This is a genomic window from Acinetobacter sp. WY4, assembly GCF_018438165.1.
Classification (GTDB): Bacteria; Pseudomonadota; Gammaproteobacteria; order Pseudomonadales; family Moraxellaceae; genus Acinetobacter.
The window spans coordinates 1,947,029-1,972,123 of record NZ_CP053947.1 but is presented as its reverse complement, the minus strand read 5'-3'; the positions used below and the strand labels follow the sequence as shown (position 1 = coordinate 1,972,123).

At 45.7% G+C, this 25,095-nt stretch carries 19 protein-coding genes, 2 tRNA genes, 3 rRNA genes and 1 pseudogene; 8 read left to right on the top strand and 17 right to left on the bottom strand.

The window, feature by feature from the left end; all coding sequences use genetic code 11:
• The first annotated feature begins 61 nt into the window (after positions 1-61).
• From G4D73_RS09260 to G4D73_RS09230, 7 genes are all read left to right on the top strand, one after another.
• A 16S ribosomal RNA gene (locus tag G4D73_RS09260) occupies positions 62-1,599 on the top strand.
• Positions 1,600-1,659: 60 nt separating this feature from the next.
• Positions 1,660-1,736, top strand: a tRNA-Ile gene (locus G4D73_RS09255).
• A gap of 71 nt (positions 1,737-1,807) precedes the next feature.
• Positions 1,808-1,883 (top strand) — tRNA-Ala (locus tag G4D73_RS09250).
• A 476-nt stretch (positions 1,884-2,359) separates the two neighbouring features.
• A 23S ribosomal RNA gene (locus G4D73_RS09245) occupies positions 2,360-5,255 on the top strand.
• Positions 5,256-5,441: 186 nt separating this feature from the next.
• A 5S ribosomal RNA gene (rrf, locus tag G4D73_RS09240) occupies positions 5,442-5,556 on the top strand.
• The 16S, 23S and 5S rRNA genes sit together here with 2 tRNA genes alongside, the layout of an rRNA operon.
• Positions 5,557-5,748: 192 nt before the next feature.
• Entirely contained in the window at positions 5,749-6,921 is a 1,173-nt protein-coding gene (locus tag G4D73_RS09235; RefSeq protein ID WP_213686607.1) for a PQQ-dependent sugar dehydrogenase, read from the top strand.
• A 460-nt stretch (positions 6,922-7,381) separates the two neighbouring features.
• Positions 7,382-7,777: a tautomerase family protein gene (locus tag G4D73_RS09230; protein ID WP_213686606.1), complete on the top strand. Its 396-nt coding sequence runs from the start codon at positions 7,382-7,384 to the stop codon at positions 7,775-7,777.
• A gap of 270 nt (positions 7,778-8,047) precedes the next feature.
• Here G4D73_RS09230 and G4D73_RS09225 read toward each other — a convergent pair whose 3' ends face one another.
• The 5 genes from G4D73_RS09225 to ribF form a co-directional block, all read right to left on the bottom strand.
• A complete protein-coding gene (locus tag G4D73_RS09225; protein ID WP_213686605.1) occupies positions 8,048-8,590 on the bottom strand; it encodes an NADPH-dependent FMN reductase in 543 nt (180 codons plus the stop codon).
• A 136-nt stretch (positions 8,591-8,726) separates the two neighbouring features.
• A complete protein-coding gene (locus G4D73_RS09220) occupies positions 8,727-9,209 on the bottom strand; it encodes an FKBP-type peptidyl-prolyl cis-trans isomerase (protein ID WP_005105274.1) in 483 nt (160 codons plus the stop codon).
• Positions 9,202-9,741: a signal peptidase II gene (lspA, locus tag G4D73_RS09215; protein ID WP_004281218.1), complete on the bottom strand. Its 540-nt coding sequence runs from the start codon at positions 9,739-9,741 to the stop codon at positions 9,202-9,204. Before lspA ends, G4D73_RS09220 begins: the two co-directional genes overlap by 8 nt.
• Positions 9,734-12,580 (bottom strand): isoleucine--tRNA ligase, encoded by a 2,847-nt coding sequence (gene ileS / locus G4D73_RS09210; protein WP_213686604.1) that lies wholly within the window; start codon positions 12,578-12,580, stop codon positions 9,734-9,736. Before ileS ends, lspA begins: the two co-directional genes overlap by 8 nt.
• 64 nt (positions 12,581-12,644) lie before the next feature.
• Positions 12,645-13,646 carry a bifunctional riboflavin kinase/FAD synthetase gene (gene ribF / locus G4D73_RS09205; protein WP_071851056.1) on the bottom strand — a complete coding sequence of 334 codons (1,002 nt, stop codon included), beginning with the start codon at positions 13,644-13,646 and terminating at the stop codon, positions 12,645-12,647.
• A 232-nt stretch (positions 13,647-13,878) separates the two neighbouring features.
• Between ribF and G4D73_RS09200 the strand changes: the two genes are divergently transcribed.
• Positions 13,879-14,442, top strand: a complete 564-nt coding sequence (locus tag G4D73_RS09200) for a 5'-nucleosidase (RefSeq protein WP_213686603.1) — start codon at positions 13,879-13,881, stop codon at positions 14,440-14,442.
• 66 nt (positions 14,443-14,508) lie between these two features.
• Here the strand turns inward: G4D73_RS09200 and G4D73_RS09195 are convergent, their stop codons facing one another.
• The 12 genes and pseudogenes from G4D73_RS09195 to G4D73_RS09140 form a co-directional block, all read right to left on the bottom strand.
• The gene (locus tag G4D73_RS09195) at positions 14,509-15,129 is read right to left on the bottom strand and encodes a TetR family transcriptional regulator C-terminal domain-containing protein (RefSeq protein ID WP_004281222.1); all 621 of its coding nucleotides are present in this window, start codon (positions 15,127-15,129) and stop codon (positions 14,509-14,511) included.
• 313 nt (positions 15,130-15,442) lie between these two features.
• On the bottom strand, positions 15,443-16,249 hold the full coding sequence (locus G4D73_RS09190; protein WP_213686602.1) for an ABC transporter ATP-binding protein: 807 nt from the start codon (positions 16,247-16,249) through the stop codon (positions 15,443-15,445).
• Between the two features lie 21 nt (positions 16,250-16,270).
• Positions 16,271-17,086, bottom strand: coding sequence for an aliphatic sulfonate ABC transporter permease SsuC (gene ssuC / locus G4D73_RS09185; RefSeq protein WP_213686601.1), 816 nt, complete (start codon positions 17,084-17,086; stop codon positions 16,271-16,273).
• A complete protein-coding gene (ssuD, locus tag G4D73_RS09180) occupies positions 17,086-18,261 on the bottom strand; it encodes an FMNH2-dependent alkanesulfonate monooxygenase (protein WP_213686600.1) in 1,176 nt (391 codons plus the stop codon). The genes ssuC and ssuD overlap by 1 nt, the downstream gene beginning before the upstream one ends.
• Positions 18,262-18,297: 36 nt before the next feature.
• Positions 18,298-19,291 (bottom strand): annotated as a pseudogene (locus G4D73_RS09175) (aliphatic sulfonate ABC transporter substrate-binding protein).
• A gap of 24 nt (positions 19,292-19,315) precedes the next feature.
• Positions 19,316-20,272: a sulfonate ABC transporter substrate-binding protein gene (locus G4D73_RS09170; protein ID WP_213686598.1), complete on the bottom strand. Its 957-nt coding sequence runs from the start codon at positions 20,270-20,272 to the stop codon at positions 19,316-19,318.
• Positions 20,273-20,605: 333 nt separating this feature from the next.
• The gene (argA, locus tag G4D73_RS09165; RefSeq protein WP_004729045.1) at positions 20,606-21,949 is read right to left on the bottom strand and encodes an amino-acid N-acetyltransferase; all 1,344 of its coding nucleotides are present in this window, start codon (positions 21,947-21,949) and stop codon (positions 20,606-20,608) included.
• Between the two features lie 132 nt (positions 21,950-22,081).
• Positions 22,082-22,468 (bottom strand): RcnB family protein, encoded by a 387-nt coding sequence (locus G4D73_RS09160; RefSeq protein ID WP_005261495.1) that lies wholly within the window; start codon positions 22,466-22,468, stop codon positions 22,082-22,084.
• A gap of 242 nt (positions 22,469-22,710) precedes the next feature.
• Positions 22,711-23,097, bottom strand: coding sequence for an RcnB family protein (locus G4D73_RS09155; protein WP_213686597.1), 387 nt, complete (start codon positions 23,095-23,097; stop codon positions 22,711-22,713).
• Positions 23,098-23,412: 315 nt separating this feature from the next.
• The gene (locus tag G4D73_RS09150; RefSeq protein ID WP_004281231.1) at positions 23,413-23,568 is read right to left on the bottom strand and encodes a hypothetical protein; all 156 of its coding nucleotides are present in this window, start codon (positions 23,566-23,568) and stop codon (positions 23,413-23,415) included.
• 184 nt (positions 23,569-23,752) lie between these two features.
• The gene (locus G4D73_RS09145) at positions 23,753-24,172 is read right to left on the bottom strand and encodes a hypothetical protein (RefSeq protein WP_004281232.1); all 420 of its coding nucleotides are present in this window, start codon (positions 24,170-24,172) and stop codon (positions 23,753-23,755) included.
• A 156-nt stretch (positions 24,173-24,328) separates the two neighbouring features.
• Complete coding sequence (locus G4D73_RS09140) at positions 24,329-25,075, bottom strand: YciK family oxidoreductase (RefSeq protein ID WP_005094903.1); 747 nt, start codon at positions 25,073-25,075, stop codon at positions 24,329-24,331.
• Between the last annotated feature and the right edge of the window lie 20 nt (positions 25,076-25,095).

The following is a 25,095-nucleotide window of genomic DNA, read 5'->3' as shown; positions in this document are numbered from 1 at the left end:
AAATATTTGTCAGAAAATTGATGAGCCAAGATTGGTGTCCTTTAAGACACTACATAGTATTAAACTGAAGAGTTTGATCATGGCTCAGATTGAACGCTGGCGGCAGGCTTAACACATGCAAGTCGAGCGGGGAAGAGTAGCTTGCTACTTGACCTAGCGGCGGACGGGTGAGTAATGCTTAGGAATCTGCCTATTAGTGGGGGACAACATCTCGAAAGGGATGCTAATACCGCATACGTCCTACGGGAGAAAGCAGGGGACCTTCGGGCCTTGCGCTAATAGATGAGCCTAAGTCGGATTAGCTAGTTGGTGGGGTAAAGGCCTACCAAGGCGACGATCTGTAGCGGGTCTGAGAGGATGATCCGCCACACTGGGACTGAGACACGGCCCAGACTCCTACGGGAGGCAGCAGTGGGGAATATTGGACAATGGGGGGAACCCTGATCCAGCCATGCCGCGTGTGTGAAGAAGGCCTTTTGGTTGTAAAGCACTTTAAGCGAGGAGGAGGCTACCGAGATTAATACTCTTGGATAGTGGACGTTACTCGCAGAATAAGCACCGGCTAACTCTGTGCCAGCAGCCGCGGTAATACAGAGGGTGCAAGCGTTAATCGGATTTACTGGGCGTAAAGCGCGCGTAGGTGGCCAATTAAGTCAAATGTGAAATCCCCGAGCTTAACTTGGGAATTGCATTCGATACTGGTTGGCTAGAGTATGGGAGAGGATGGTAGAATTCCAGGTGTAGCGGTGAAATGCGTAGAGATCTGGAGGAATACCGATGGCGAAGGCAGCCATCTGGCCTAATACTGACACTGAGGTGCGAAAGCATGGGGAGCAAACAGGATTAGATACCCTGGTAGTCCATGCCGTAAACGATGTCTACTAGCCGTTGGGGCCTTTGAGGCTTTAGTGGCGCAGCTAACGCGATAAGTAGACCGCCTGGGGAGTACGGTCGCAAGACTAAAACTCAAATGAATTGACGGGGGCCCGCACAAGCGGTGGAGCATGTGGTTTAATTCGATGCAACGCGAAGAACCTTACCTGGTCTTGACATAGTAAGAACTTTCCAGAGATGGATTGGTGCCTTCGGGAACTTACATACAGGTGCTGCATGGCTGTCGTCAGCTCGTGTCGTGAGATGTTGGGTTAAGTCCCGCAACGAGCGCAACCCTTTTCCTTATTTGCCAGCGGGTTAAGCCGGGAACTTTAAGGATACTGCCAGTGACAAACTGGAGGAAGGCGGGGACGACGTCAAGTCATCATGGCCCTTACGACCAGGGCTACACACGTGCTACAATGGTCGGTACAAAGGGTTGCTACCTCGCGAGAGGATGCTAATCTCAAAAAGCCGATCGTAGTCCGGATTGGAGTCTGCAACTCGACTCCATGAAGTCGGAATCGCTAGTAATCGCGGATCAGAATGCCGCGGTGAATACGTTCCCGGGCCTTGTACACACCGCCCGTCACACCATGGGAGTTTGTTGCACCAGAAGTAGGTAGTCTAACCTTAGGGGGGACGCTTACCACGGTGTGGCAGATGACTGGGGTGAAGTCGTAACAAGGTAGCCGTAGGGGAACCTGCGGCTGGATCACCTCCTTAACGAAAGATTGACGATTGGTAAGAATCCACAACAAGTTGTTCTTCATACGATGTATCTGAGGGTCTGTAGCTCAGTTGGTTAGAGCACACGCTTGATAAGCGTGGGGTCACAAGTTCAAGTCTTGTCAGACCCACCAAATCTGACTAACGAAGCATGAAAGTGCTGAAGCAAACAGAACAGAACGATACATTGACTTATTGATAAGCTGGGGACTTAGCTTAGTTGGTAGAGCGCCTGCTTTGCACGCAGGAGGTCAGGAGTTCGACTCTCCTAGTCTCCACCAAATTTCAAGATCATAAAAGCACTGCTTTTACTTGAAATTTAAGCAAGAAGCTACGCTTCGCGCAGTATGTAAGCATACAGTGATGAAGTTGTTTAGTTCCTAAGCGATCAAGTGTTTAGATCCTAGAGATTAACAAGTACAAGCGTTATGATACGCGCACTTGATAATCTCTGTGATTTATCACAGTTTCCTGACCTGACGAAGGCTGGAAAAATCATTAACAGAATATATTTGAGTTGAAATAATTTGTTCAAACTCGTTTTTAAGATCAACACTAACAGTGATTTATTACTGTGATGTGAAGATTGAAGAAATGAGTTCTAGCGAAATTAACTGAATCAAGCGTTTTGGTATATGAATCTAATTGAAGCTGTACTGTAGTTAAATCTACGAAACGCCAACTGTATGAGAGTGTTGAAAGACACGATCTGTTGCTTATCCCACTTGTAAGGATAAACGACTGTTTGGGGTTGTATAGTCAAGTAATTAAGTGCATGTGGTGGATGCCTTGGCAGTCAGAGGCGAAGAAAGACGTGATAGCCTGCGAAAAGCTCCGGGGAGGCGGCAAATATCCTGTGATCCGGAGATGTCTGAATGGGGAAACCCACTTACCATAAGGTAGGTATTGCAACATGAATACATAGTGTTGCAAGGCGAACGAGGGGAAGTGAAACATCTCAGTACCCTTAGGAAAAGAAATCAATTGAGATTCCCTCAGTAGCGGCGAGCGAAAGGGGAAGAGCCCATTAAGTCATATAAGTTCTAGTGGAACGCTCTGGGAAGTGCGACCGTAGACGGTGATAGTCCTGTACACGAAAGGGCTTATATGATGATGTCGAGTAGGGCGAGGCACGTGAAACCTTGTCTGAATATGGGGGGACCATCCTCCAAGGCTAAATACTCCTGACTGACCGATAGTGAACCAGTACCGTGAGGGAAAGGCGAAAAGAACCCCTGTGAGGGGAGTGAAATAGATCCTGAAACCGCATGCATACAAGCAGTGGGAGCCGGCTTAGTCCGGTGACTGCGTACCTTTTGTATAATGGGTCAGCGACTTATATTCAGTAGCGAGGTTAACCGCATAGGGGAGCCGTAGGGAAACCGAGTCTTAATAGGGCGCATTAGTTGCTGGGTATAGACCCGAAACCAGGTGATCTATCCATGAGCAGGTTGAAGGTTGGGTAACACTAACTGGAGGACCGAACCCACTGTCGTTGAAAAGCCAGGGGATGACTTGTGGATAGGGGTGAAAGGCTAATCAAACTTGGTGATAGCTGGTTCTCCCCGAAAGCTATTTAGGTAGCGCCTCGGACGAATACCATTGGGGGTAGAGCACTGTTTCGGCTAGGGGGTCATCCCGACTTACCAAACCGATGCAAACTCCGAATACCAATGAGTACTATCCGGGAGACAGACTGCGGGTGCTAACGTCCGTAGTCAAGAGGAAAACAATCCAGACCGCCAGCTAAGGCCCCAAAATTATAGTTAAGTGGGAAACGATGTGGGAAGGCATAGACAGCTAGGAGGTTGGCTTAGAAGCAGCCACCCTTTAAAGAAAGCGTAATAGCTCACTAGTCGAGTCGGCCTGCGCGGAAGATGTAACGGGGCTAAAACTATATGCCGAAGCTGCGGATGCATAATTTATTATGCGTGGTAGGGGAGCGTTCTGTAAGCCGATGAAGGTGGATTGAGAAGTCTGCTGGAGGTATCAGAAGTGCGAATGCTGACGTGAGTAACGACAATGCGAGTGAAAAACTCGCACGCTGAAAGACCAAGGGTTCCAGTCCAACGTTAATCGGGGCTGGGTGAGTCGACCCCTAAGGCGAGGCCGAGAGGCGTAGTCGATGGGAAATTGGTTAATATTCCAATACTTCTGTGTAATGCGATGAGAGGACGGAGAAGGTTAAGTCAGCCTGGCGTTGGTTGTCCAGGTGGAAGGTTGTAGGCATGTATCTTAGGCAAATCCGGGGTACTCTATGCTGAGAACTGATAGCAAGCTGTACTTGTACAGTGAAGTGGCTGATACCATGCTTCCAGGAAAAGTCTCTAAGCTTCAGTTACACAGGAATCGTACCCGAAACCGACACAGGTGGTCAGGTCGAGTAGACCAAAGCGCTTGAGAGAACTCTGCTGAAGGAACTAGGCAAAATGGTACCGTAACTTCGGGAGAAGGTACGCTGTTGTCTGTGATAGGACTTGCTCCTTGAGCGGCCGACAGCCTCAGAAACCAGGCCCCTGCAACTGTTTATTAAAAACATAGCACTCTGCAAACACGAAAGTGGACGTATAGGGTGTGATGCCTGCCCGGTGCTGGAAGGTTAATTGATGGGGTTAGCGTAAGCGAAGCTCTTGATCGAAGCCCCAGTAAACGGCGGCCGTAACTATAACGGTCCTAAGGTAGCGAAATTCCTTGTCGGGTAAGTTCCGACCTGCACGAATGGCATAATGATGGGGGCGCTGTCTCCAGCAGAGACTCAGTGAAATCGAATTCGCCGTGAAGATGCGGTGTACCCGCGGCTAGACGGAAAGACCCCGTGAACCTTTACTGCAGCTTGACATTGAACTTTGATCTTACTTGTGTAGGATAGGTGGGAGGCTTTGAAGTCGCGACGCTAGTTGCGATGGAGCCGTCCTTGAAATACCACCCTGGTAATATTGAGGTTCTAACTCTGTCCCGTTATCCGGGACGAGGACCATGTCTGGTGGGTAGTTTGACTGGGGCGGTCTCCTCCTAAAGAGTAACGGAGGAGTACGAAGGTGCGCTCAGCGTGGTCGGAAATCACGCGTAGAGTATAAAGGCAAAAGCGCGCTTAACTGCGAGACCCACAAGTCGAGCAGGTACGAAAGTAGGTCTTAGTGATCCGGTGGTTCTGTATGGAAGGGCCATCGCTCAACGGATAAAAGGTACTCTGGGGATAACAGGCTGATACCGCCCAAGAGTTCATATCGACGGCGGTGTTTGGCACCTCGATGTCGGCTCATCTCATCCTGGGGCTGAAGCAGGTCCCAAGGGTATGGCTGTTCGCCATTTAAAGAGGTACGCGAGCTGGGTTTAGAACGTCGTGAGACAGTTCGGTCCCTATCTACCGTGGGCGTTGGAAATTTGAGAGGATCTGCTCCTAGTACGAGAGGACCAGAGTGGACGAACCTCTGGTGTACCGGTTGTCACGCCAGTGGCATCGCCGGGTAGCTATGTTCGGAAGGGATAACCGCTGAAAGCATCTAAGCGGGAAGCCTACCTCAAGATAAGATTTCCCCGAGACTTTATGTCTCCTAAAGAGCCGTTGAAGACTACGACGTTGATAGGTTGGATGTGGAAGCATAGTGATATGTGAAGCTGACCAATACTAATTGCTCGTGAGGCTTGACTATACAACACCCAAACAGTTGTTGTATTAAGCATCAATTGATTTCATATTGATCTAACGATCAGACGAAGCCTTGATTTAGTTACGCTAAACGAACAAACTATCCAACTCAGATAAATCTGTTAATGAATTCTATTTGGTAGAAAGCAAGGCAAAACGTAAGACCTAGCAAGTATCCATAAACAGTTGTGCTGGCGACCATAGCAAGAGTGAACCACCTGATCCCTTCCCGAACTCAGAAGTGAAACCTCTTAGCGCTGATGGTAGTGTGGGGTTACCCATGTGAGAGTAAGTCATCGCCAGCTCATTATTCGAAAATCCCCCTCCGCATTAGCAGAGGGGGATTTTTTTTATGTGCAAAAATTATAAATAAAACTTCAAAATTAACTTGTTTTATAGTTTTTAAAATGTATCTATTTACCTTTCTCTGCTGAATTTACATTATAAATTCTGTATCTTGATGTTAATTTGAACAATAAATCAGTATGGAGAAGATAATGTTGTCGCAATTTAAAATAAAAATTCTACTCAGTTGTTGTGCTTTAGCATTTACTGCCTGTCATGCAGAGAATTCATCTTCTAGAAGTAGTCAAGAGGTATCTACATCAACTGCCAAATCGGATGCAGTCTCTTCTAACTTGCAAAAATATAAGGTTGAACAGGTTGCTCAATTTAATGAGCCGTGGGCGATTACTACTTTAAAGGATGGCCGACTATTAATTACTGAGCGCAAAGGAAAATTGCAGCTCTTTGATCCAAAAACCAAGAAAAAAATTGAAGTTAAAGGCATACCTCAAGTCGCATATGGAGGCCAGGGTGGCTTAGGTGAAGTAGCCTTGCATCCAGATTTTGCAAAGAATCGGTGGGTATATCTGAGCTATGCCGAACAAGGCCAAGGCGGATATGGTGCAGTGGTGATTCGTGGCAAACTGGACCTAAATCAAGCCACTCCTCAACTCACACAAATTGAACGGATCTGGACGCAAGTGCCGAAATTTTCAGGCCAGGGACATTATGCCCATCGGATTGTATTCGGGTCGGATGGTAAGTTATGGATCAGTTCAGGAGAACGTCAGCAATTCAACCCTGCACAGGATATGCAATCCAACGCCGGTAAAATTATTCGCCTGAATGATGATGGCTCAATCCCTGCCGATAATCCGTTTATGAATCAGGGTAAAATTGCCCAGCAGGTCTGGAGTCTTGGACATCGTAATCCTCTAGGCATGGCTTTTGATCCGAAAGGGCAGCTTTGGGTGATCGAAATGGGACCAAAAGGCGGCGATGAACTGAACAAGATTGTCAAAGCTAAAAATTATGGTTATCCGTTAGTGTCCAATGGCGATCATTATGATGGCAAGCCGATTCCTGACCACAGTACCCGACCTGAATTTGAGGCCCCGGCACTGGATTGGACTCCGGTAATTTCTCCTTCAGATTTAATATTTTATACGGCTAATGTCTTCCCGCAATGGAAAAATAAGGCGATTGCGACCGGTCTGTCTTCCAAGGCGATTGTGATTGTGGATACGAACCAGACCCCAGTGAAAGAAGTTCAGCGTCTGGATATGAAAGAGCGGATTCGCGGGGTTGCTCAGGCACAGGATGGTTCACTGTGGGTGATTCAAGATGGTCCGCAAGCAGCTCTGTTAAAAATGACAGCACCTTAATCCTCTGCTTTTAGGATGCTTATCTAAATATGAAATATTGAATAAGCTGACCATCTGAATAAAAATCTTTTTAAGCTGATGCTGGCATGAAAGAAAAAGGCCTCTACATCCTGTGAAGGCCTTTTCATATTCTGTTAAAGGTATAATGTCTGTTATACCGATCAGCATCCTGCTACGTGAATTTTTTTATTTTTCTTACAAGACTTCCTGTCTTGGTATGATCTGAATATAGCCTGAAGCGATACAGTGCAATAGGGCAGTTTAACTGCATGGATTGTAGGTCAAAGCCGACAGCCAAATTTAAAAAGATAAATTCAAAAATACTGTTTTAGAATGATCATCCGATCAAATTACAAATAGGGATGGTGATTTTGCTGTATGTTAGCGAGAGAATACTCTTTTCATATGCATCAACTGATATAAATAAAAATGTCGATAAAATAATAAAAAGGAAACTCCTATGCCTACGATTCAAATTGAAGTTCGGCAACAATATCCTCAAGCAGTTGAGGAACAATTGCTTAACAGCGTATTTCATTGTGTGAAAACCGCCTTTCAGCTGCCTGAATATGATCGTAATATTCGTCTGGTCGTGCATGAAGCGCATCGTTTTCAGTATATGAGCCATTTAGCTCAGCCTGAATATTTTACCTTGGTCAGTATTGACTGTTTTGCTGGCCGCAGTCTGGAGACCAAGCGAAATTTGTATCAGCAGATGGTCAAAAGTCTCGGGGAAATCGGTATTCCTGCAGATCATATTCTGATTCATCTGAGAGAAAGTGCATTGGAAAATTGGGGGATTCGAGGAGGACAAGCCGCCTGTGATGTTGATCTCGGCTTTAAGGTTGATGTCTGATGCATCCCGATCAGTATTCAAGTTAAATCTAAAGTTTAAAAACAGAAAAGCCTCAACATCCTGTCGAGGCTTTTCTGGATTTGCTTCTCAGATCTGGCTCCTGTCTAATCTGTCAACGTCCTGTTGATTGGCGCTTTTTATTGTTGTCGTATCGCTTTGCAGACTTCCTGTCTGTCTATGTACTGACTATAGCCTCGCATAAAACAACCGCATAGCGGCTAAACTCTGCGCTGCATGTAGGCTAAAACGTACAGGGCTGTCGTCCAGTCATTAAGCACTGACATATTGAATCAGTCTATCCACCACAGCTTTTAAGTTTTTATTATCAAATTCATTGCCTTGGAAAGAATAATCTTTATTGCGCGCAAAGATGTCCCGGATTTCAATCACGGCATTGGTATCCACCAGTCCAAGTTGAGTGCCGACTTGACGAATCTGGTCAATCGAACGTGATCCGTTAGTCGCACCATAACCAATATAAGCTGCTGGTTTGCCTTGCCATTCCTTGCCGAGATAATCCAGAGCATTTTTCAGGGCAGGGCTATAGCCATGATTGTATTCAGGCGTGACAAAAATAAAGGCATCGCCGAGCGCAATTTTATCTGCCCACTCTTGCTGTTTGGGCTGATCATAAATCCCGGTCAATGGGGGATGAACGCCAGAAAATAGCGGAAGATCCCATTCTTTTAGATCGACAATTTCAGTTTCTAAAGTGCTAAAGGCATAACTTTTAATTTCCTGCAGGACCCAGTGCGCCACTTTAATCGCAGTACGTCCCTCACGCACACTCCCAACCACAATATAAATTTTCATGTTTCATCCTTTCTTCGGGTCTGGTTATCAAATTAAATTAATCAGATTTCAGGAAGGTGACTAGAGATGATTTGTATCCGGAATATAAAAAAGCTCCCGAAGGAGCTTTTTTAAAATCAGTTAATTAGCTGATGTCTTACATCAGTTTAATGCCTTGCTGACCCGCAGGTGTCACTTTAAAGATTTCCACTTCAAAGGTGATGTTTTTGCCTGCCAATGGATGGTTAAAGTCCACTTCAGTGATGTCATCATTCACCGATCTCACCACGCCATACAGGGTGGCTTTGGCTTTGTCTTCAAACTCGATCATGTGACCTTCGATCGGACGTTCTCCGAACTTCACCGTATCAAATTTCTGGATGTTTTCTGGATTCCATGGACCAAAAGCATCTTCTGGCGGCAGGCTCACCGTACGACGGTCACCGGCACGTAAACCAATCAATGCTTTTTCAAAACCAGGCAGTAAATTGCCATCACCAATCACCAGGCTGACCGGTTCTTCACGGCTACGGGTATTGTCAATTTCCACGCCATTTTCGATTGCGACAGAAAAGTGCAGCTCGACTTTAGAACCGTCTGCAACCCGGGTTTCTTCGTTAGGATGAATAAAATCAGTCATGTTGTGCTTGCGCCCGTTGAATTCGATGTTTTTCTAAGAAAAAGGTATCAATCAGCATCAGAATAGTGCCTACAGTAATAGCACTATCTGCGATATTGAACGCAGGGAAGTGGCTGTTCTGGTAATACACATGAATAAAATCGACTACATAGCCGAGGCTGACCCGGTCGATTAAATTACCGATGGCACCACCCAGAATCAGGGCAATCGCCAATGGTAAAATTTTCATGTCTTTTGGCATGCGCATCAGCCAAAACACAAAGATTACAGACACTAAACCTGCCAGTGAAGTAAAGAAATAGCGTTGCCAACCACCGGCATCGGACAGAAAACTAAAGGCAGCGCCATAGTTATGTAGCAATGTCCAATTTAAAAAGGGCAGCACAGGAACAGGATCTGCATAGTTCAGATTTGTCACTGCAATCCATTTGGTCCATTGATCCAGAATGATCGCCAGAATGGCCAGTCCAACCCACCATAAATTATGTGGATAGAACTGGAATAAGCCCTTTTTGGTGTGGGTATTAGGCATATTTTCTCTCTTCGCCTTGGCCTGTAGGAAGGTTGATGATACAACGACCGCATAGACCAGGATGTGCAGAATGTGTATTTACATCTGGTAATACATGCCAGCAACGTACGCATTTTTCGCCATCCGCTGCTGAAACTTTCACATTCAAGCCTTCAAGATCAGACGCTTCACCTTGTGCTGCATCAAACTCATTGACGATCACTTGTGATGTGATCAGTACGAAACGAAGCTCATCACTTAACTTATCTAGCACTGCTTTTAATTCGGCATTTGCCCAAAGTTCAACTTTGGCAGACAAGTTAGAACCGACAGTTTTCGCGGTACGTGCAGTTTCAATGAATTTGTTTACTGCAGATTTCACGGCAATGAGCGTTTGCCATTCAGCTTCAGATACTACATTTGCAGTTGAAGCCACAGGAATATCATACCATTCAGCCGTGAACACGTATTTCTCTGATTGCTCAGGAATTAACGGCCAAGCTTCTTGTGCAGTGAAGCTCAGGATTGGTGACATCCAACGCACGAATGCTTGTACCAAGTGATACAACGCAGTTTGTGCAGAATGACGTGCTTGCGAATCCGCTTTCGTGGTGTACTGACGGTCTTTGATGATGTCTAAGTAGAAACCACCCAAGTCATTGATACAGAAATTAGTCAGAGCAGTCGTTACGATATGGAAGTTCATATCTTCGTATGCTTTCTTAATGGTTTCTTGCACTTCAGATGCACGTTGCAGAATGTATTGATCCAGCGCGATCAATTGATCTACAGGAAGCGCATCTGTTGATGGTTTGAAGCCATTCAGGTTAGCAAGCAAGAAACGAAGCGTGTTACGGATACGACGGTAACCATCAGAGGCACGGCTAAAAATTTCTTTACCCGCGGTCATTTCATAACGGTAGTCCGCTGATGCGATCCAGAAGCGTAAGCCATCCGCACCCATATCTTTAATGATGTCTTGCGGCGTGATCACGTTACCGATCGACTTGGACATCTTGCGGCCTTTTTCATCCACGACGAAACCGTGAGTCAATAGACCTTTATATGGCGCACGTTCGTTAATCGCAATCGAGGTCAATAACGACGACTGGAACCAGCCACGGTGCTGGTCTGAACCTTCAAGGTACAAATCAGCAGGATCAGTCAGTTCTTCACGTTCACGCAGTACCGCATAGTGCGTTGTACCAGAGTCAAACCAGACATCTAATGTGTCACGAACTGCGTTGTATTGTTCAGCATCCGCACCGATAAACTCAGAGGCATCACGGTTATACCAGCCATCAATGCCTTCTTGCTCGATCAGCTTAGCCACTTCTTCAATCAGTTCAGGCGTACGCGGGTGCAATTCATTGGTGTCTTTGTGTACGAAGAACGGAATTGGCACACCCCAAGTACGTTGACGTGAAATACACCAGTCCGGACGACCTTCAATCATCGCCTGGATACGGTTTTTACCCCAGTCCGGTACGAAGCTGATCTCGTTTTCAATCGCATTCAGTGCATTCTGACGCAGACCTTTGGCATCCATGCTGATGAACCATTGTGGGGTCGCACGGAAGATAATCGGGGTTTTATGGCGCCAGCAATGCGGGTAGCTATGCTTGATCACTACATGTGCCCAAAGCTTGGTTGCTTCAGTTAATGCTGCAATAATTTTTGGATTGGCTTTGTAGATATGCTCGCCCGGGAAGATAGGCGACGTTGGTAAATACACACCATTACCACCGACTGGGTTTTCAACTTTGAGGTTGTACTGTAAACCAACTTTATAGTCGTCCACACCGTGACCCGGTGCAGTATGTACAGCACCTGTACCGCTCGCATCGGTGACGTGTTCACCCAAGATCACTGGCACTTGGCGGTCGCTAATTAAAGGATGTTGAAGAACTAAATTCTCAAGTTTTGCACCTGTGAATTCAGCAAGCACTTCAAACGCAGTAAAGCCATAACGCTGAGTCGCAGACTCAACCAATGATTTCGCCAAAATGAAGTTTTGTGCAGCTTTATCTTCGGCTGTTGTTTTCACCAGTTGGTATTCAAGCTCAGCGTGTAATGCAACCGCTTGGTTGGCAGGCATGGTCCAAGGTGTTGTGGTCCAAATCACGATGTCAGTACGATGAGCAACTTCAACGCCTACACGTGCAGATAAATCAGCTAAATCAACAACGGTAAAACCGACGTCAATTGCATCTGATTTTTTATCTTCATATTCAACTTCAGCTTCAGCGAGTGATGAACCACAGTCCAGACACCAGTTGACTGGTTTAAGACCTGGCTCGATATGACCTGCTTTCGCGATTGCACCCAGTGAACGTACGATGTCGGCTTCTTGTTTGAAGTTCATCGTTAGGTAAGGATTGTCCCAATCACCGAATACGCCCATACGTACGAAGTCTTTCTTTTGAAGCTCAACTTGGGTGTAGGCATATTCACGGCAGGCTTTACGGAAAGTTGATGCATCCACTTTCACGCCGACTTTACCGACTTTTTCTTCGACTTTGAGTTCGATTGGTAAACCATGACAGTCCCAGCCTGGTACATATGGCGCATCAAAACCATCCATGACACGGCTTTTGATAATGATGTCTTTGAGTACTTTATTGACTGCATGACCCAAATGGATTTGACCATTGGCATAAGGAGGGCCGTCATGAAGCACGTATTTTTTCTTGCCAATACGCGATTCACGAATCTGCTGATAAATGTTGTCGGCATACCACTCTTCTAACCATTTCGCTTCACGTACTGCCAAATTTGCTTTCATTGCAAAGTCAGTACCTGGGAGGTTTAGCGTGGCTTTATAGTCCACTGCATTTTCAGGAGTTTGCTTATCGCTCATGCAAGTCGTCTTCCAATCTAATCAGTTATGTCACTGACACGTTTTACAATAAAAATATGGGATATTAAAAGGGAAATGTGGGGTGATTTCGACGAAACTCAAGCAGTTTCTCGACATCATCATCAATTCCGGCTTTTAGCGCTTCAAGCGAAGGATAGTCCTTTTCGCCATGTAAATAGTTTAAGAACGTCACCCGCATCAACAGGCCATACAGATTAGCAGAAACATCTGGAAAATGTACTTCTAATCGCCACTCTGGATGTGCTTGTTTGATGGCTGGACGTGTGCCGACATGACCTGCCCCAAACAGGGCAGTTGGGTCATAACCCGCAATGCCTGTTTGCGCTGCAGAATCGGCTTTTACCTTGTCTTTTAAGGATAGGGTTTCGCAAATGACTTCAACCCCATAAATTCCCTTGAGGCAGGGCTTATGACGGTTAAGCCGTACATTAATGGTCGGGAAATCAATAGTTCGACCAATCTGATCACCATATTGCACCCGCCCGGTAATGCTATAAGGACGACCCAGCAATTGTGCGGCCAAGGCTAAATCACCGGCTTGTAAGGTCTGGCGAATCCGGGTGGAACTGACACGCTCACCATCTAGAGCAATGGTATTTAAATTGGTGACTTCAAAGCCGTAATTGCGCAAGAATTCACTGTTGCCTTGGCGGTTTTTACCAAAGTGAAAATCATCGCCTAAGACCAGATGCCGGGCATTCAGTTTTTCTTTTAAAATGTCGGCAAAGGCTTCTGCAGTCAGGCTACGAAAAGTATGGTCAAATTTCGCCACCGCAATATAGTCCACACCCAGCTCAGTCAGGTATTCAACTTTTTCACGCAACGATGAAATACGCGGTGGGGCATCATAACCTTGAAAGTATTCAAGCGGTTGCGGCTCGAAAATCATCACCACAGATTTTAAACCCTGTGCTTCAGCCACCTGTTGCAGCTGACGGATCATCGCCTGATGGCCTAAATGCACGCCGTCAAAATTACCGATGGTCACGGCAGTTTTGGGTAATTCAGAATGAGAGGCTAAAGCATTTAGACGGAGCAGCTGCATGGGCAAATCAAGTGCTTAGAAATATCGAGAGGCTATATATTGCCATAATCTCGCGCTTTCGTCTTGCTGTTGTGTTTTTATGCAATATTTTTCTTGAAAATTCATCTTCCTTGGAATTGAGTCGGCTGGTTTTTCTACGCACTAAGTATGTTTGATCAGAGCACTGGTGCTTTTCATTCAGCCGGTTTTGTTTTCTAATGTCAGGGTTTTTTTTTGATATCAGGTGTTTCGAATGTCCGATCTGGCGCTCATCATGGCTCTACCCAATGAATCCAAAGGCTTGTTTGAAGCAGAAGGCATTCAGGTGCATTACAGCGGGATTGGTAAAGTCAACGCGGCCTTTAAAGCCTTTGAGGTGATTCAGAATACTGGTTGCAATACCTTGCTGAATTTGGGTAGCGCGGGGAGTTCGCATTTCAATGCGCATGAACTGGTTGAAGTCACGCAATTTGTACAGCGTGATATGGATGTTTCACCCCTCGGCTTTGAGATCGGCATGACCCCGATGGATCAGCATTTCCCGGGTGCGATTGAGCTGGATTCTTTCTTTGACCATTTGCCGAAAGGGATTTGTGGGACAGGCGACAGCTTTGAAACCGGTATTTCAAAAGTGGCGTGTAATCTGGTCGATATGGAAGGCTATGCCTTGGCCAAAGTCTGTAAAAAGTTGGGCGTTCGGCTGATTTCAGTGAAATACATTAGTGATGGAGCCAATGAGACTGCGCATCTGGATTGGGAAGAAAATCTGTTATTGGGTGCGAAAAAATTATTAGATTTATATCAAATGGTAAAATAAACAGGAAGGTCAAGTTTGCTCGGCGACCATAGCAGCTATGGTCGTGTGCCAATCAGAAGCGCTTGCTTATTTATCCGTACGTGGAATCACGCCGTATAACATCATGTGTACCGTATGCTGGATAATGCGTTGCTGCATGCTGCGGTTACGCAAAGTTTTACCCGTGACCATTTCCATTTGCGTCGCAAAGTCTGCATAGTTCTGGGTAATCGCCCAAATATTCAGAATCAGTAACTCAGGATCAATATCTGCAGAAATCTTGCCTTGCTCCTGCCAGTTGGAAATTACTTTGGCTTTACGCTTGACCAGTTTTTTCAGCGGACCTTTTAAAATTTCCAGAATATGCGGTGCACCTTGAATCACCTCCAAAGCAAATAAACGGGATGCTTTAGGCTGGGTACGTGACACTTCAATTTTTTGCATCAAATAATTGGTGATCGCTTCTTCAGGTTCAAGTTCAGCTTCAAGGGTTTGTAAAGGCGCCAGCCATTTTTGTAGAACGGTAGTTAATACCTCGACATACAGGGCTTCTTTATTTTCATAATAATAGAAAATATTCGACTTATGCATTTCTGCAATTTGTGCGATTTCATCCAGACTTGCCCCATTAAAACCATATAGGGAAAATACGTCTAGTGCAGCATTTAGCAGCTGATTGCGTTTTTGAGTACTCTTTTTTTGTTCCATTAGCAAATATAAAAAACAATGAAAAAGGGAATCCTCAATTGTACGGCAAATCATCAGATTTGTGCACACAGTCACAGGCTAATTTTTTGAATAATGATGATTTATTCTCTAGATCAATATTTAAAATAGGCTAAATGCATCTACACCGGGAGAGAAATTCAAGTTTCTGAAAATACTTCATTTATTCATATTTTTTCTTTATCAATGGAAGAGAAGAATAATACTGAAATGAATCTGATAAAAATGTCCTTAAAAGTATTTTTTATAAGAATAAGACCCAAAACCATGCGCGATTTTGGGTTGGATTGGGTATTCAGGTCGCTAAAACTGCCTGCAAGACCTGCTGTTCCAGTTCTGCAAATGTCACACTTTTTTGCCGGGGACGTGGCAAATTGACCCTAAACTCTTTGGCAATATGGCCTTTGTCCAGCAAGATAATCCGGTCTGCCAGTTGCACGGCTTCACTGACATCATGCGTGACCAGAATGGCGGTAAAGCCTTGCTCGGTCCATAGGCGTTCAATCAGGTTTTGCATTTCCAGTCTTGTCAGGGCATCTAGAGCACCGAGGGGTTCATCCAGCAGCAGAATACGCGGCTGATGCGATAATGCCCGCGCCAAGGCGGTACGTTGCCGTTGTCCTCCAGAAAGCTGTGAAGGCCACAGTCCAGCTTTTTCTTCTAGGCCGACTTTTTCCAGCATTTGAGAGGCTTTGGCATGCTGCTCTTTACCCAGGCCTAACTGCACATTCTGTTCGATGCTACGCCAAGGCAGCAGGCGTGGGTCCTGAAACATCACTCGGATATCATCGGCAGTAATGCCTTCACGGATATGCCGGGCTGACTTGAACTTGATTTCGCCGTAGCTTTGCTGTTCCAGATCGGCAATCAGGCGCAATAAGGTACTTTTACCACAACCGCTGCGACCGACAATTGCCAGAAATTCACCCGGCTGGATATGCAGGTCCAGATCTTCCAAAACCTTGACCGAACCGTAAAACTTGTGCAGCTGTTCAATGATAATTTCGGCACCGATCACTGCAGCAGGATTGATCTCTGCCGCAGGTTGGTCCAGTGGCACAATCGGGTCATTGGCATGACGCCCTAAACTAAGATCAGTCATCACATGCTCCTCATTTATTCTTTATTTTTGATAGCCGGCATGCCAGCGCAGCAGGAATCGTTCTAAAGCCACGGCCAGAACATCGGCCAGTTTGCCGAGCAGGGCATACAGTAAAATACCCACCAAGACCACATCAGTTTGCAAAAATTCACGTGCATTCATAGTCATATAACCAATACCAGACTGAGCAGAAATAGTTTCGGCAACGATTAACAGTACCCAGACCAGACCCAGAGAAAAACGTAGGCCGACCAGAATTGACGGCATCGCACCCGGCAGAATAATTTCTTTATACAGTTGCCAGCGAGTTAAGCCATAGCTTTTGCCCATCTCGATCAATTGCGGATCGACGGAACGAATCCCATGATAGGTATTGATATAAATCGGGAAAAATACCCCAATCGCCACCAGAAACAATTTGGCAGATTCATCAATCCCGAACCATAAGATGACAAGGGGGATCAGTGCCAGTGCAGGAATATTCCGAATCATCTGCAAGGTGGTGTCGAGCAGGGTAGAGGCAGTTTTGGATGAACCATTTAACAGACCCAGTAATAGGCCCAAACCACCACCTACCAATAATCCGCTGATGGCACGCCCCGCACTGACTTGCACATGCGTCCACAGTTCACCGCTGAGCAATAAATTCCAGAAGGCTAAAACCACGGCACTCGGTGCAGGCAGAATCCGGCTTTCCAGCAGGCCTGTGCTAGAGGCAATTTGCCAAACTGCAATCAAGAAAATTGGAACCAGCCAGGGCAGCAGATGCTGCCCCAGAATTGTTCCACGTGAAACCTGCTTTTGGGCCAGGGTTTCAACGGAAACGACTTTTGACATTAAGCAGACTCCTTAATTTTCTCAGCCTGCTTGTTCTCGTCCGGTGTGTAGTTGTTCGCCACGATTTCACCAAATGGACCGGTCAAGTTTGGTTGAGTGAGTTTTTGCTGGGTTTCCAGTGGAAGTAAAGGGAATACCAGTTCGGCAAAACGGATTGATTCTTCCAGATGTGGATAGCCTGAGAAAATAAAGGTGCTAATTCCCAAATCAGCATATTCCTGGATACGTGCAGCGACAGTTTCCGGATCGCCGACCAGTGCCGTACCTGCACCACCACGAACCAGACCCACACCTGCCCAGAGGTTTGGAGAAACTTCGAGTTTGCTGCGATCGCCATTGTGCAGTTCTGCCATACGGCGCTGACCGACCGAGTCCATGGATTTGAACTTGGCTTGGGCTGCAGCGATAGTGGCATCATCCACATATTGAATCAGTTCTTCAGCCGCCGCCCAGGCCTGCTCATTGGTTTCGCGTACGATCACGTGTAAACGGATCCCGTAATTCAGTTCACGACCTTTAGCTGCAGCCTTGGCTTTTACCACTGCAATTTTTTCTTTGACTGCTGCCGGTGGCTCGCCCCAGGTCAAGTAAGTATCGACCTGATCCGTGGCCAGCTCAATGGCATCATCCGATGAGCCACCAAACCATAAAGGCGGATGCGGCTGCTGAATGGGTGGATACAGCAATTTTGCATCATCGACACTTAAGCGTTCGCCATGGAAACTAAAGCTTTCACCGGTATGTGAGCGTTTTAAAATTTCACGCCAGATGGTGGTGTATTCGGTCGCCGTTTTATAACGGGTTGTGTGATCTTCATAGACGCCATCACCTTTTAGCTCCTGCCCGTCACCGCCAGTCACCAGATTCAGCAGTACTCGGCCATTGGACAAGCGGTCAAAGGTCGCGGCCATACGTGCAGCCAGTGCCGGCGTGGTCACGCCTGGACGCAATGCCACCAGGAATTTTAATTTTTTGGTCGCATCAATCAGGCTGGCTGCAGTTAACCATGGATCTTCACAAGAACGGCCAGTCGGAATCAGGACACCTTCATAACCAAGATTATCCACAGCAACGGCAATCTGCTTCATGTAGGCATGATCTACAACACGTGCGCCCTTGCTGGTGCCTAAGTAACGACTGTCGCCATGAGTGGGGATAAACCAGAAAATTTTCATGTAATATTCCTTAAATTAAATGATCTTGTTTGCTCATCAATGTGTGGCCGCTGGCGACCAGATCTGTTGCTGGACTGATGGTTTTGGGAATCAGTTGAACCTGCTGGAAGAGATCGGCAATATTCTGTTGAGCTTTGATCACTTCCGTCGTTAATGGTTGTACCGGCGAAGGTTTAAGACGACGCTCAAATGCAATCTTTGCCACCTCTGGTTTCAGACCGGTACTTTTCTGATAAATATCTAGAGCTACAGCCTGGTTTTTAAGAATCCACTGGTCAGAGGCATTTAAAGCCTGAATAAACTTCCCGGGGCTATCCGGATGCTTCTGAATAAATTCGGGATTGCCGATGTAAAAGGAATAGGTTTGTGGAAAGTCACTGGATTCAATCAGCACCTTAACTTTGCTGTCGAATTCGGCTGCACCGAGGAACGGATCCCAGATTGCCCAGGCATCAATGGCTTTTTTGTCAAAAGCAGCACGTGCATCTGCAGGGGGAAGCCAGACGGCTTGAATCTCTGACCAGCTTAAGCCGGCTTTTTCCAGGGTTTTGGCCAGAAGTTCATGGGCACTTGAACCTTTCTGCACCGCGATCCGTTTTCCTTTTAACTGTTGAATGTTTTGAATAGCACTGTCTTTCGGCACGACCACGGCCAAAGAGTTTCCAGCCACTTTTTCAAAGGCCACGTAACTCAGGGCTTTATCTGCAGCCTGTGCAAAAATGGGTGGGGTATTCCCTACATAGCCATAATCCACTGCCCCGACTGCCAGTGCTTCCAGCATTTGTGGGCCTGCCGGAAACTCTTTCCATTCAATTTTGGCATTGGGAAATTGTTGTTCTAACAGCTTTTCATCACGTGCCACCAGCAGATTTAAGGCTGATTTCTGAAAGCCAATCGCAATGGTTTTAACTTGTTGCGCTGACGTGGTTTCTGCGGCAGCCGTTTGCTGTGATTCCTGTTTCTGGCAGCCAGTCAGACTAAAGCTCAATAACGCTAAGCTGATATAAGAAACTGTTTTTAAATGACTCATCTTTATTCTCGAATTATTCTGCTGTTATTTAATAATTGCTGTATCAATATTCAGCTTTTGTGGAATCAGCTGCTGCGCATAAAAGGCATCGGCGACTTGTTGCTGTTTTCGAATCACGTCAGTCGTGAGGGGTTGAACACCAAAACCCATGCGTGAAATAGAGGTTTTTAAGACATCGACGGCCAGACCTGTCGGTTTTTGCAGGAGCTGAGCGGCAGCGTCCTGATTTTTTGCGACCCAGTCCGTGGTCAGATTCAGTTCATTGACGACCGCCTGTACCACCTGAGGATGGCTTTCTGCGAACTTGCGATCTGCCAGATAGAACTGATGGTTGCTCACCACATTTTCACCGCTGGCAATGACACGCGCACCAATCTGATGTTCAGCGGCTGCAAAGAACGGATCCCAGATCACCCAGGCATCGACTGCACCACGTTCAAATGCAGCACGTGCATCGGAAGGTGGTAGATAGATCACTTCAATATCACCGAGTGTCAGTTTGTTGGCTTCCAGAACTTTTAACAGCAGGTAATGCACATTTGAACCTTTGTTCAAAGCCACCCGTTTGCCTTTCAGATCCTGAATGGACTGAATCGGCGAATCTTTCGGTACAATTAAGGCTTCTGCCTTAGGCGCTTGCGGCTGATTGGCCACATAGACCAGATTTGAGTTGGCCGCCTGGGCAAAAATTGGCGGTGCTTCACCGGCTTCACCAAAAGAGACGCTGCCAACATTCAGGCCCTCAAGCAATTGCGGGCCAGCCGGAAATTCTACCCATTTCACATTGATCCCTTGCTGTTTTAGGGTGGTTTCCAGCGTGCCACGTTCTTTTAAAATTGGTAATACGCCGTATTTTTGGAAACCGATATTCAGGGTGATGGTCTCTTCTTTTTTCGAGCAGCCTGAAAGCATCATGACACCCGCCATCGCAGTACCAAGTACTGCAGTCTTTGTTAAAAACTGAACATGAGATTGGCGCATGAATCAAAACTCCCGAAAATGACAAACTAGTGAATGAAAACTTAGACACACGCTAATCGTTTTTGTTTTTCTAAAAAAATAACTATTCAGGAATTTCTAATGAAGAAAAAAGATAAATAAAAAAGCGCAAAACTTATGCAGAAAAGTGATTTATATAAAAATGAAGATTTAATATTTAAATTAATCAAACCTATGAAATTTATAGTTATTTTTTTAAATCTAATCTATTGATATGTTTAGCTAAAAACGAGTAATAGAATTTCAAAATTTAAAGCGAGATTGCCAGATATCTTTATCTAAAATTAAGCTAAGGCACTGAAAGAAAAAGCCACTTTAAAGTGACTTTTTGCAAACAATTGAATTACGTTGATAATTATAAAAAGCCTGACGGGCATCCGGCAGGTCATCGACTGAAGCCGGTTCAAAGCCTTGTTCCAGAAACCAGTGCGCGGTGCGGGTAGTTAAAATAAACAGTTGCTGAATCTGCATGCTTTTGGCTTTTTCTTCTAGATAATGCAGGATCTGGCTACCCCGATTAGACTTGCGATAACTGGGATGTACCGCAACACAGGCAATTTCTGCAGAACGCAATTCATCCCCTGTCGTCGGAATCGGGTAGAGGGCGGCACAGGCCAGAATCATGCCGTCCCGTTCGATTACGGCAAACTGGTTGATTTCATTTTCTAGGCGTTCACGCGAACGATAGACCAGAATGCCTTCTTCTTCCAGTGGACGCAGCAAACCGATCAGGCCGCCAACATCCTGAATATCGGCCATCCGCACTTCTTCATAATGCGCGTCGGTGACCAGAGTTCCGGAACCATCCCGGGTGAACAGCTCTTCCAGCAGGGCACCATCATAGGCATAAGAAATCAGATGCACCCGATGTACGCCGTTCATTGAGGCTTCCTGTGCGGCTTTCAATTGTAGTCCTCTTTCAAGCGCATCTTGTTCGACCGGAATAAAATCATCCAGTTGTTGCGGTGTCACTTCGCGTTTGAGTTGGCCGTTACTGTCCATCAGACCATGCTGCTTACCGAGAAAAATCAGTTTATCTGCCTTAAGGCGAATCGCAGTTTTGGTAGCAACTTCTTCAGCCAGCAGATTAAAAACTTCTCCGGTAGTGGAATAACCGGTCGGGCCAAGCACCACAATATTATGACTGTCCAGATGGCGCTGAATCGCATCGGTATCAACCGCGCGCACTTCACCGGTCAACTGAAAATCGATACCATCGCGGATGCCATACGGCTTGGCGGTGACAAAATTCCCTGAAACGGTATCAATCCGGGCGCCATACATCGGCGAATTGGCCAGTCCCATAGACAGCAGTGCTTCAATTTGTAGGCGGATCGAACCGACGGCATTCATCACGCAGCTTAAAGATTCACGTGTGGTGACCCGACGCTGCTGGTAAAAAGGCGTCGTAATCTGGCTTTGAGCCAGATTCTGGTTAATTTGCGGACGTGCACCATGTACCAGAATCAGCCGAATGCCCAAAGAATGTAATAAAGCAATATCGTGAATAATATGCTGAAAGTTATCATTTAAGACGGCTTCGCCATCAAACATGATTACAAAGGTTTTATTGCGGTGCGCATTGATATAAGGCGCAGAATGGCGAAACCAGTGCACATATTGCAAAGTTGTGCTTTGTGACGTTTCTGCTGAAGTCATGCTGTGCCCATTTCAATGATTGAAGATCCAGCTTTGATTCTAATGAAAAAAAATGCAAGTGGAAGTGCAGATATAAAAAAACACCTGAAGGGGACTTCAGGTGTCTGCAAGACGAGCAGTAATGGAGAAAGCTTAGTTAATGATTCGTACAATTTTGTTGGTACGCTCATTGACCAGAACGTAGTCATTGTTGACCTTGTACCATTGCTGGAAACGACCGGTATTTGGCAAACGGCGTGCTTCGCGATCACTTACTTCAAAACGGTTGTTGTCATATTGGCGAGGTAAAGTTTGTCCTACGCGCCAGTCACGGCTTGGATTGACCATACGGTTGTTATGACGGCGGTCATCATTCCAGCGACGGTCGTCATTCCATTTCTTGCTGTCTTTGGCATTCCAGTGTGGCGCCGGTTTATGCGGATTATGGTCATAACGCGAGTCATGCTGTGGTGCTGCCATTGCAGAAGTAGCTAACAAAGCACTTAGAGATAACGCGATTGTAGTTAAGACTTTTTTCATGGCTCTCACCTTAAGATGTATATCTAATTTCGATGAGACTAAATTAGCGAACAAGTACATAGAAAGCGTGAGGGCTATTTAGTTAAATTGTTAAATTCATGAAGAAATTTAGTAGATGAATCACGCAGTTTGAAAACTGGAAAAGCCGCGAGATTTTGGGTTAAAAATTTTCAGCCAGTGAAATAAAAAAGCCCAAACATCGTTGGGCCTTAAAGAAGATTAAATTTGAATGCACTTATGAACTAGTCACCCACAATCCGGATAATGCTGTTGTTTTCAGAATCCACCAGAATATAGTCATTATTGACTTTGTACCATTGCTGCTTGCGGTCAGGTCGAGGCAGGCGATGGTCTTTATATTCAACTTTATAGCCATTGCCACGATAATGCTGCGGCATCACATAACCCGGCTGCCAGCGTAACTGTTGCAGGCGTTTCACCCCGCGTTCTTCACGCATACGGCGGTTATCCTGCTGATCTTCCTTTCGGAACTCACGGGCTTTCTTCTTGTCATGACCATGACGTGAATCCATACGGGATTCATCATTGAAATGAGGGGCAGCGATGACGACATTGCTCAGCATGAATGTACTGCAAGAAATTGCCAGTGCCACCAAAACCTTTTTCATGTTGAACCCTCATTAAATTGTTCATCTTCTACAGCACCTAATGTACGGAAAAATTGCAGAGAAACTGTGAAGAACAGGCACAATTTTTATAACAAATGCAGAGATATTATGATGATGTCATGTTTTTACATGACTATATGCGACGGCATCACTTCTATAAAGTAGCCTACCGAGCCATGTCCTTATCTCATCAAAGCAAGGGCCAACATGCAAGCGAAAATCGATGATTTAGCTCAAAAAAACAGCATTGAGTCAGCGAGAAAAAAGTTCATGATTTAATGAAACGACAAAGAATTTTGCCGGTTTATTTTGAGATTAATTCCATTGCTCTGCCAAACCTTGTAAGGACTGAATCGCGTCAGCCACGGATTCAGCTTGTAGGGCGTCATCGAGTGCCACAATCAATGCTTCAGATAACTGCAACTGTTCAATCCGGTGAATTGTTTCAATTTTACGTTTTTGGTCAGCCATGCTGCGCTCCTGATTTGATCTATCTGTGATTCAAGAAAGCATAGTCCAATCAGTTTAATTTGGAAAACCGTATAATTTTATATATTTAATATGTAAATCCGATTTATTGTTATTTTTTGCAGGATTTTAAGAAAAAAAGGGCACTTTATCGAAAAGTGCCCAAGATTATTCAATGCCCCGACTTTTAATAAGCGTAGTTCAGGTCAGTATAATCGTTGAGTGATTTCTGCACATGCGCCTGAATAAAGGCACGTACATCCTCGGCCGTCATGGCTTTGCCCTGATTGCTGATGACATGTTCGATTTCTGGCTGACCTTCAATTTTAATGCGATAAACAAAATGCTTGGCCAGACGATAACTGTCGTCTAATTTTTCAATGCCAGTCACATAATAATAGGCATGTTCAAAATTCAGATCCTGATGTGAAAATACAAATTGCTCGAACAATTTGAGTTTCTGAGCATTTTCGAGTGCTTTGATGTCATCCACGATACTGGCTTCAAACTTGGTGCCGTATTTCTCTGAAATAGGCTGTTGATCAATCAGCAGCGACACCATGCCATCGTCTAAATGGGTCACCGTAATATTGTTTAATTCAGTCATGATGCACTCGAGTGAAATATAGTGGGGCTTAGTATGCTGTTATTTTAATGAAACTCAATGCGAGCGGGGTGAACTTACTTAAGATTTATGCGCTGAATATGACTAAAAATGAAATAAAAAGGGAGCGATTGCTCCCTGAATGACAGACAGAATAATTTAATCCTGTGCATCAATACTCTGGCCATTCATATGCAGGCTGTCATTACCCATCAAATATAGATAAGCCGGCATGATTGAATCGGGGGTAGGCAGGGTTTTCGGATCTTCATTCGGATAGGCCTTGGCGCGCATGGCAGTCCGCGTTGCCCCGGGATTGATGCAGTTATAACGGATATTCGGATGTACCTGCTCTTTGGCAAATAACTGGCTTACCGCTTCAATAGCAATTTTAGAAACCGAATACGCACCCCAGCGTTCGCGGGCTTCGCGGCCTACACCTGAGCTGGCAAAAACCACAGAAGCATGTTCGGATTTGGATAATAACGGTAACAGCGCTTGGGTCATGACAAAGGGTGCACGCAGATTGACCGCCATCACATCATCCCAGACATTGACCGGATAATCCGCCAAGGGAACCCGTTCGCCTAAAATGCCGGCATTGTGCAGAATGCCGTCCAGACGACCAAACTGACGGTCTAGCGTATCGAGCAAAAGCTCATAATCACGTTCTGACGCACTCGATAGTTGTAGCGGCAAGATGGCAGGTTGCGGCGCACCCAAACTTTCAATTTCATCATAAATGACTTCGAGTTTGTTTAAGGTACGCCCATGCAGCACCACAGTTGCGCCATGCAAGGCATAACTGATTGCTGCTGCACGTCCAATGCCATCGCCCGCACCTGTGATCAGGATGATACGATCCTTGAGCAGATCGGGGCGAGGTTGATATGCTGAATATTTCATTATCTACCTCCTCACTTCTT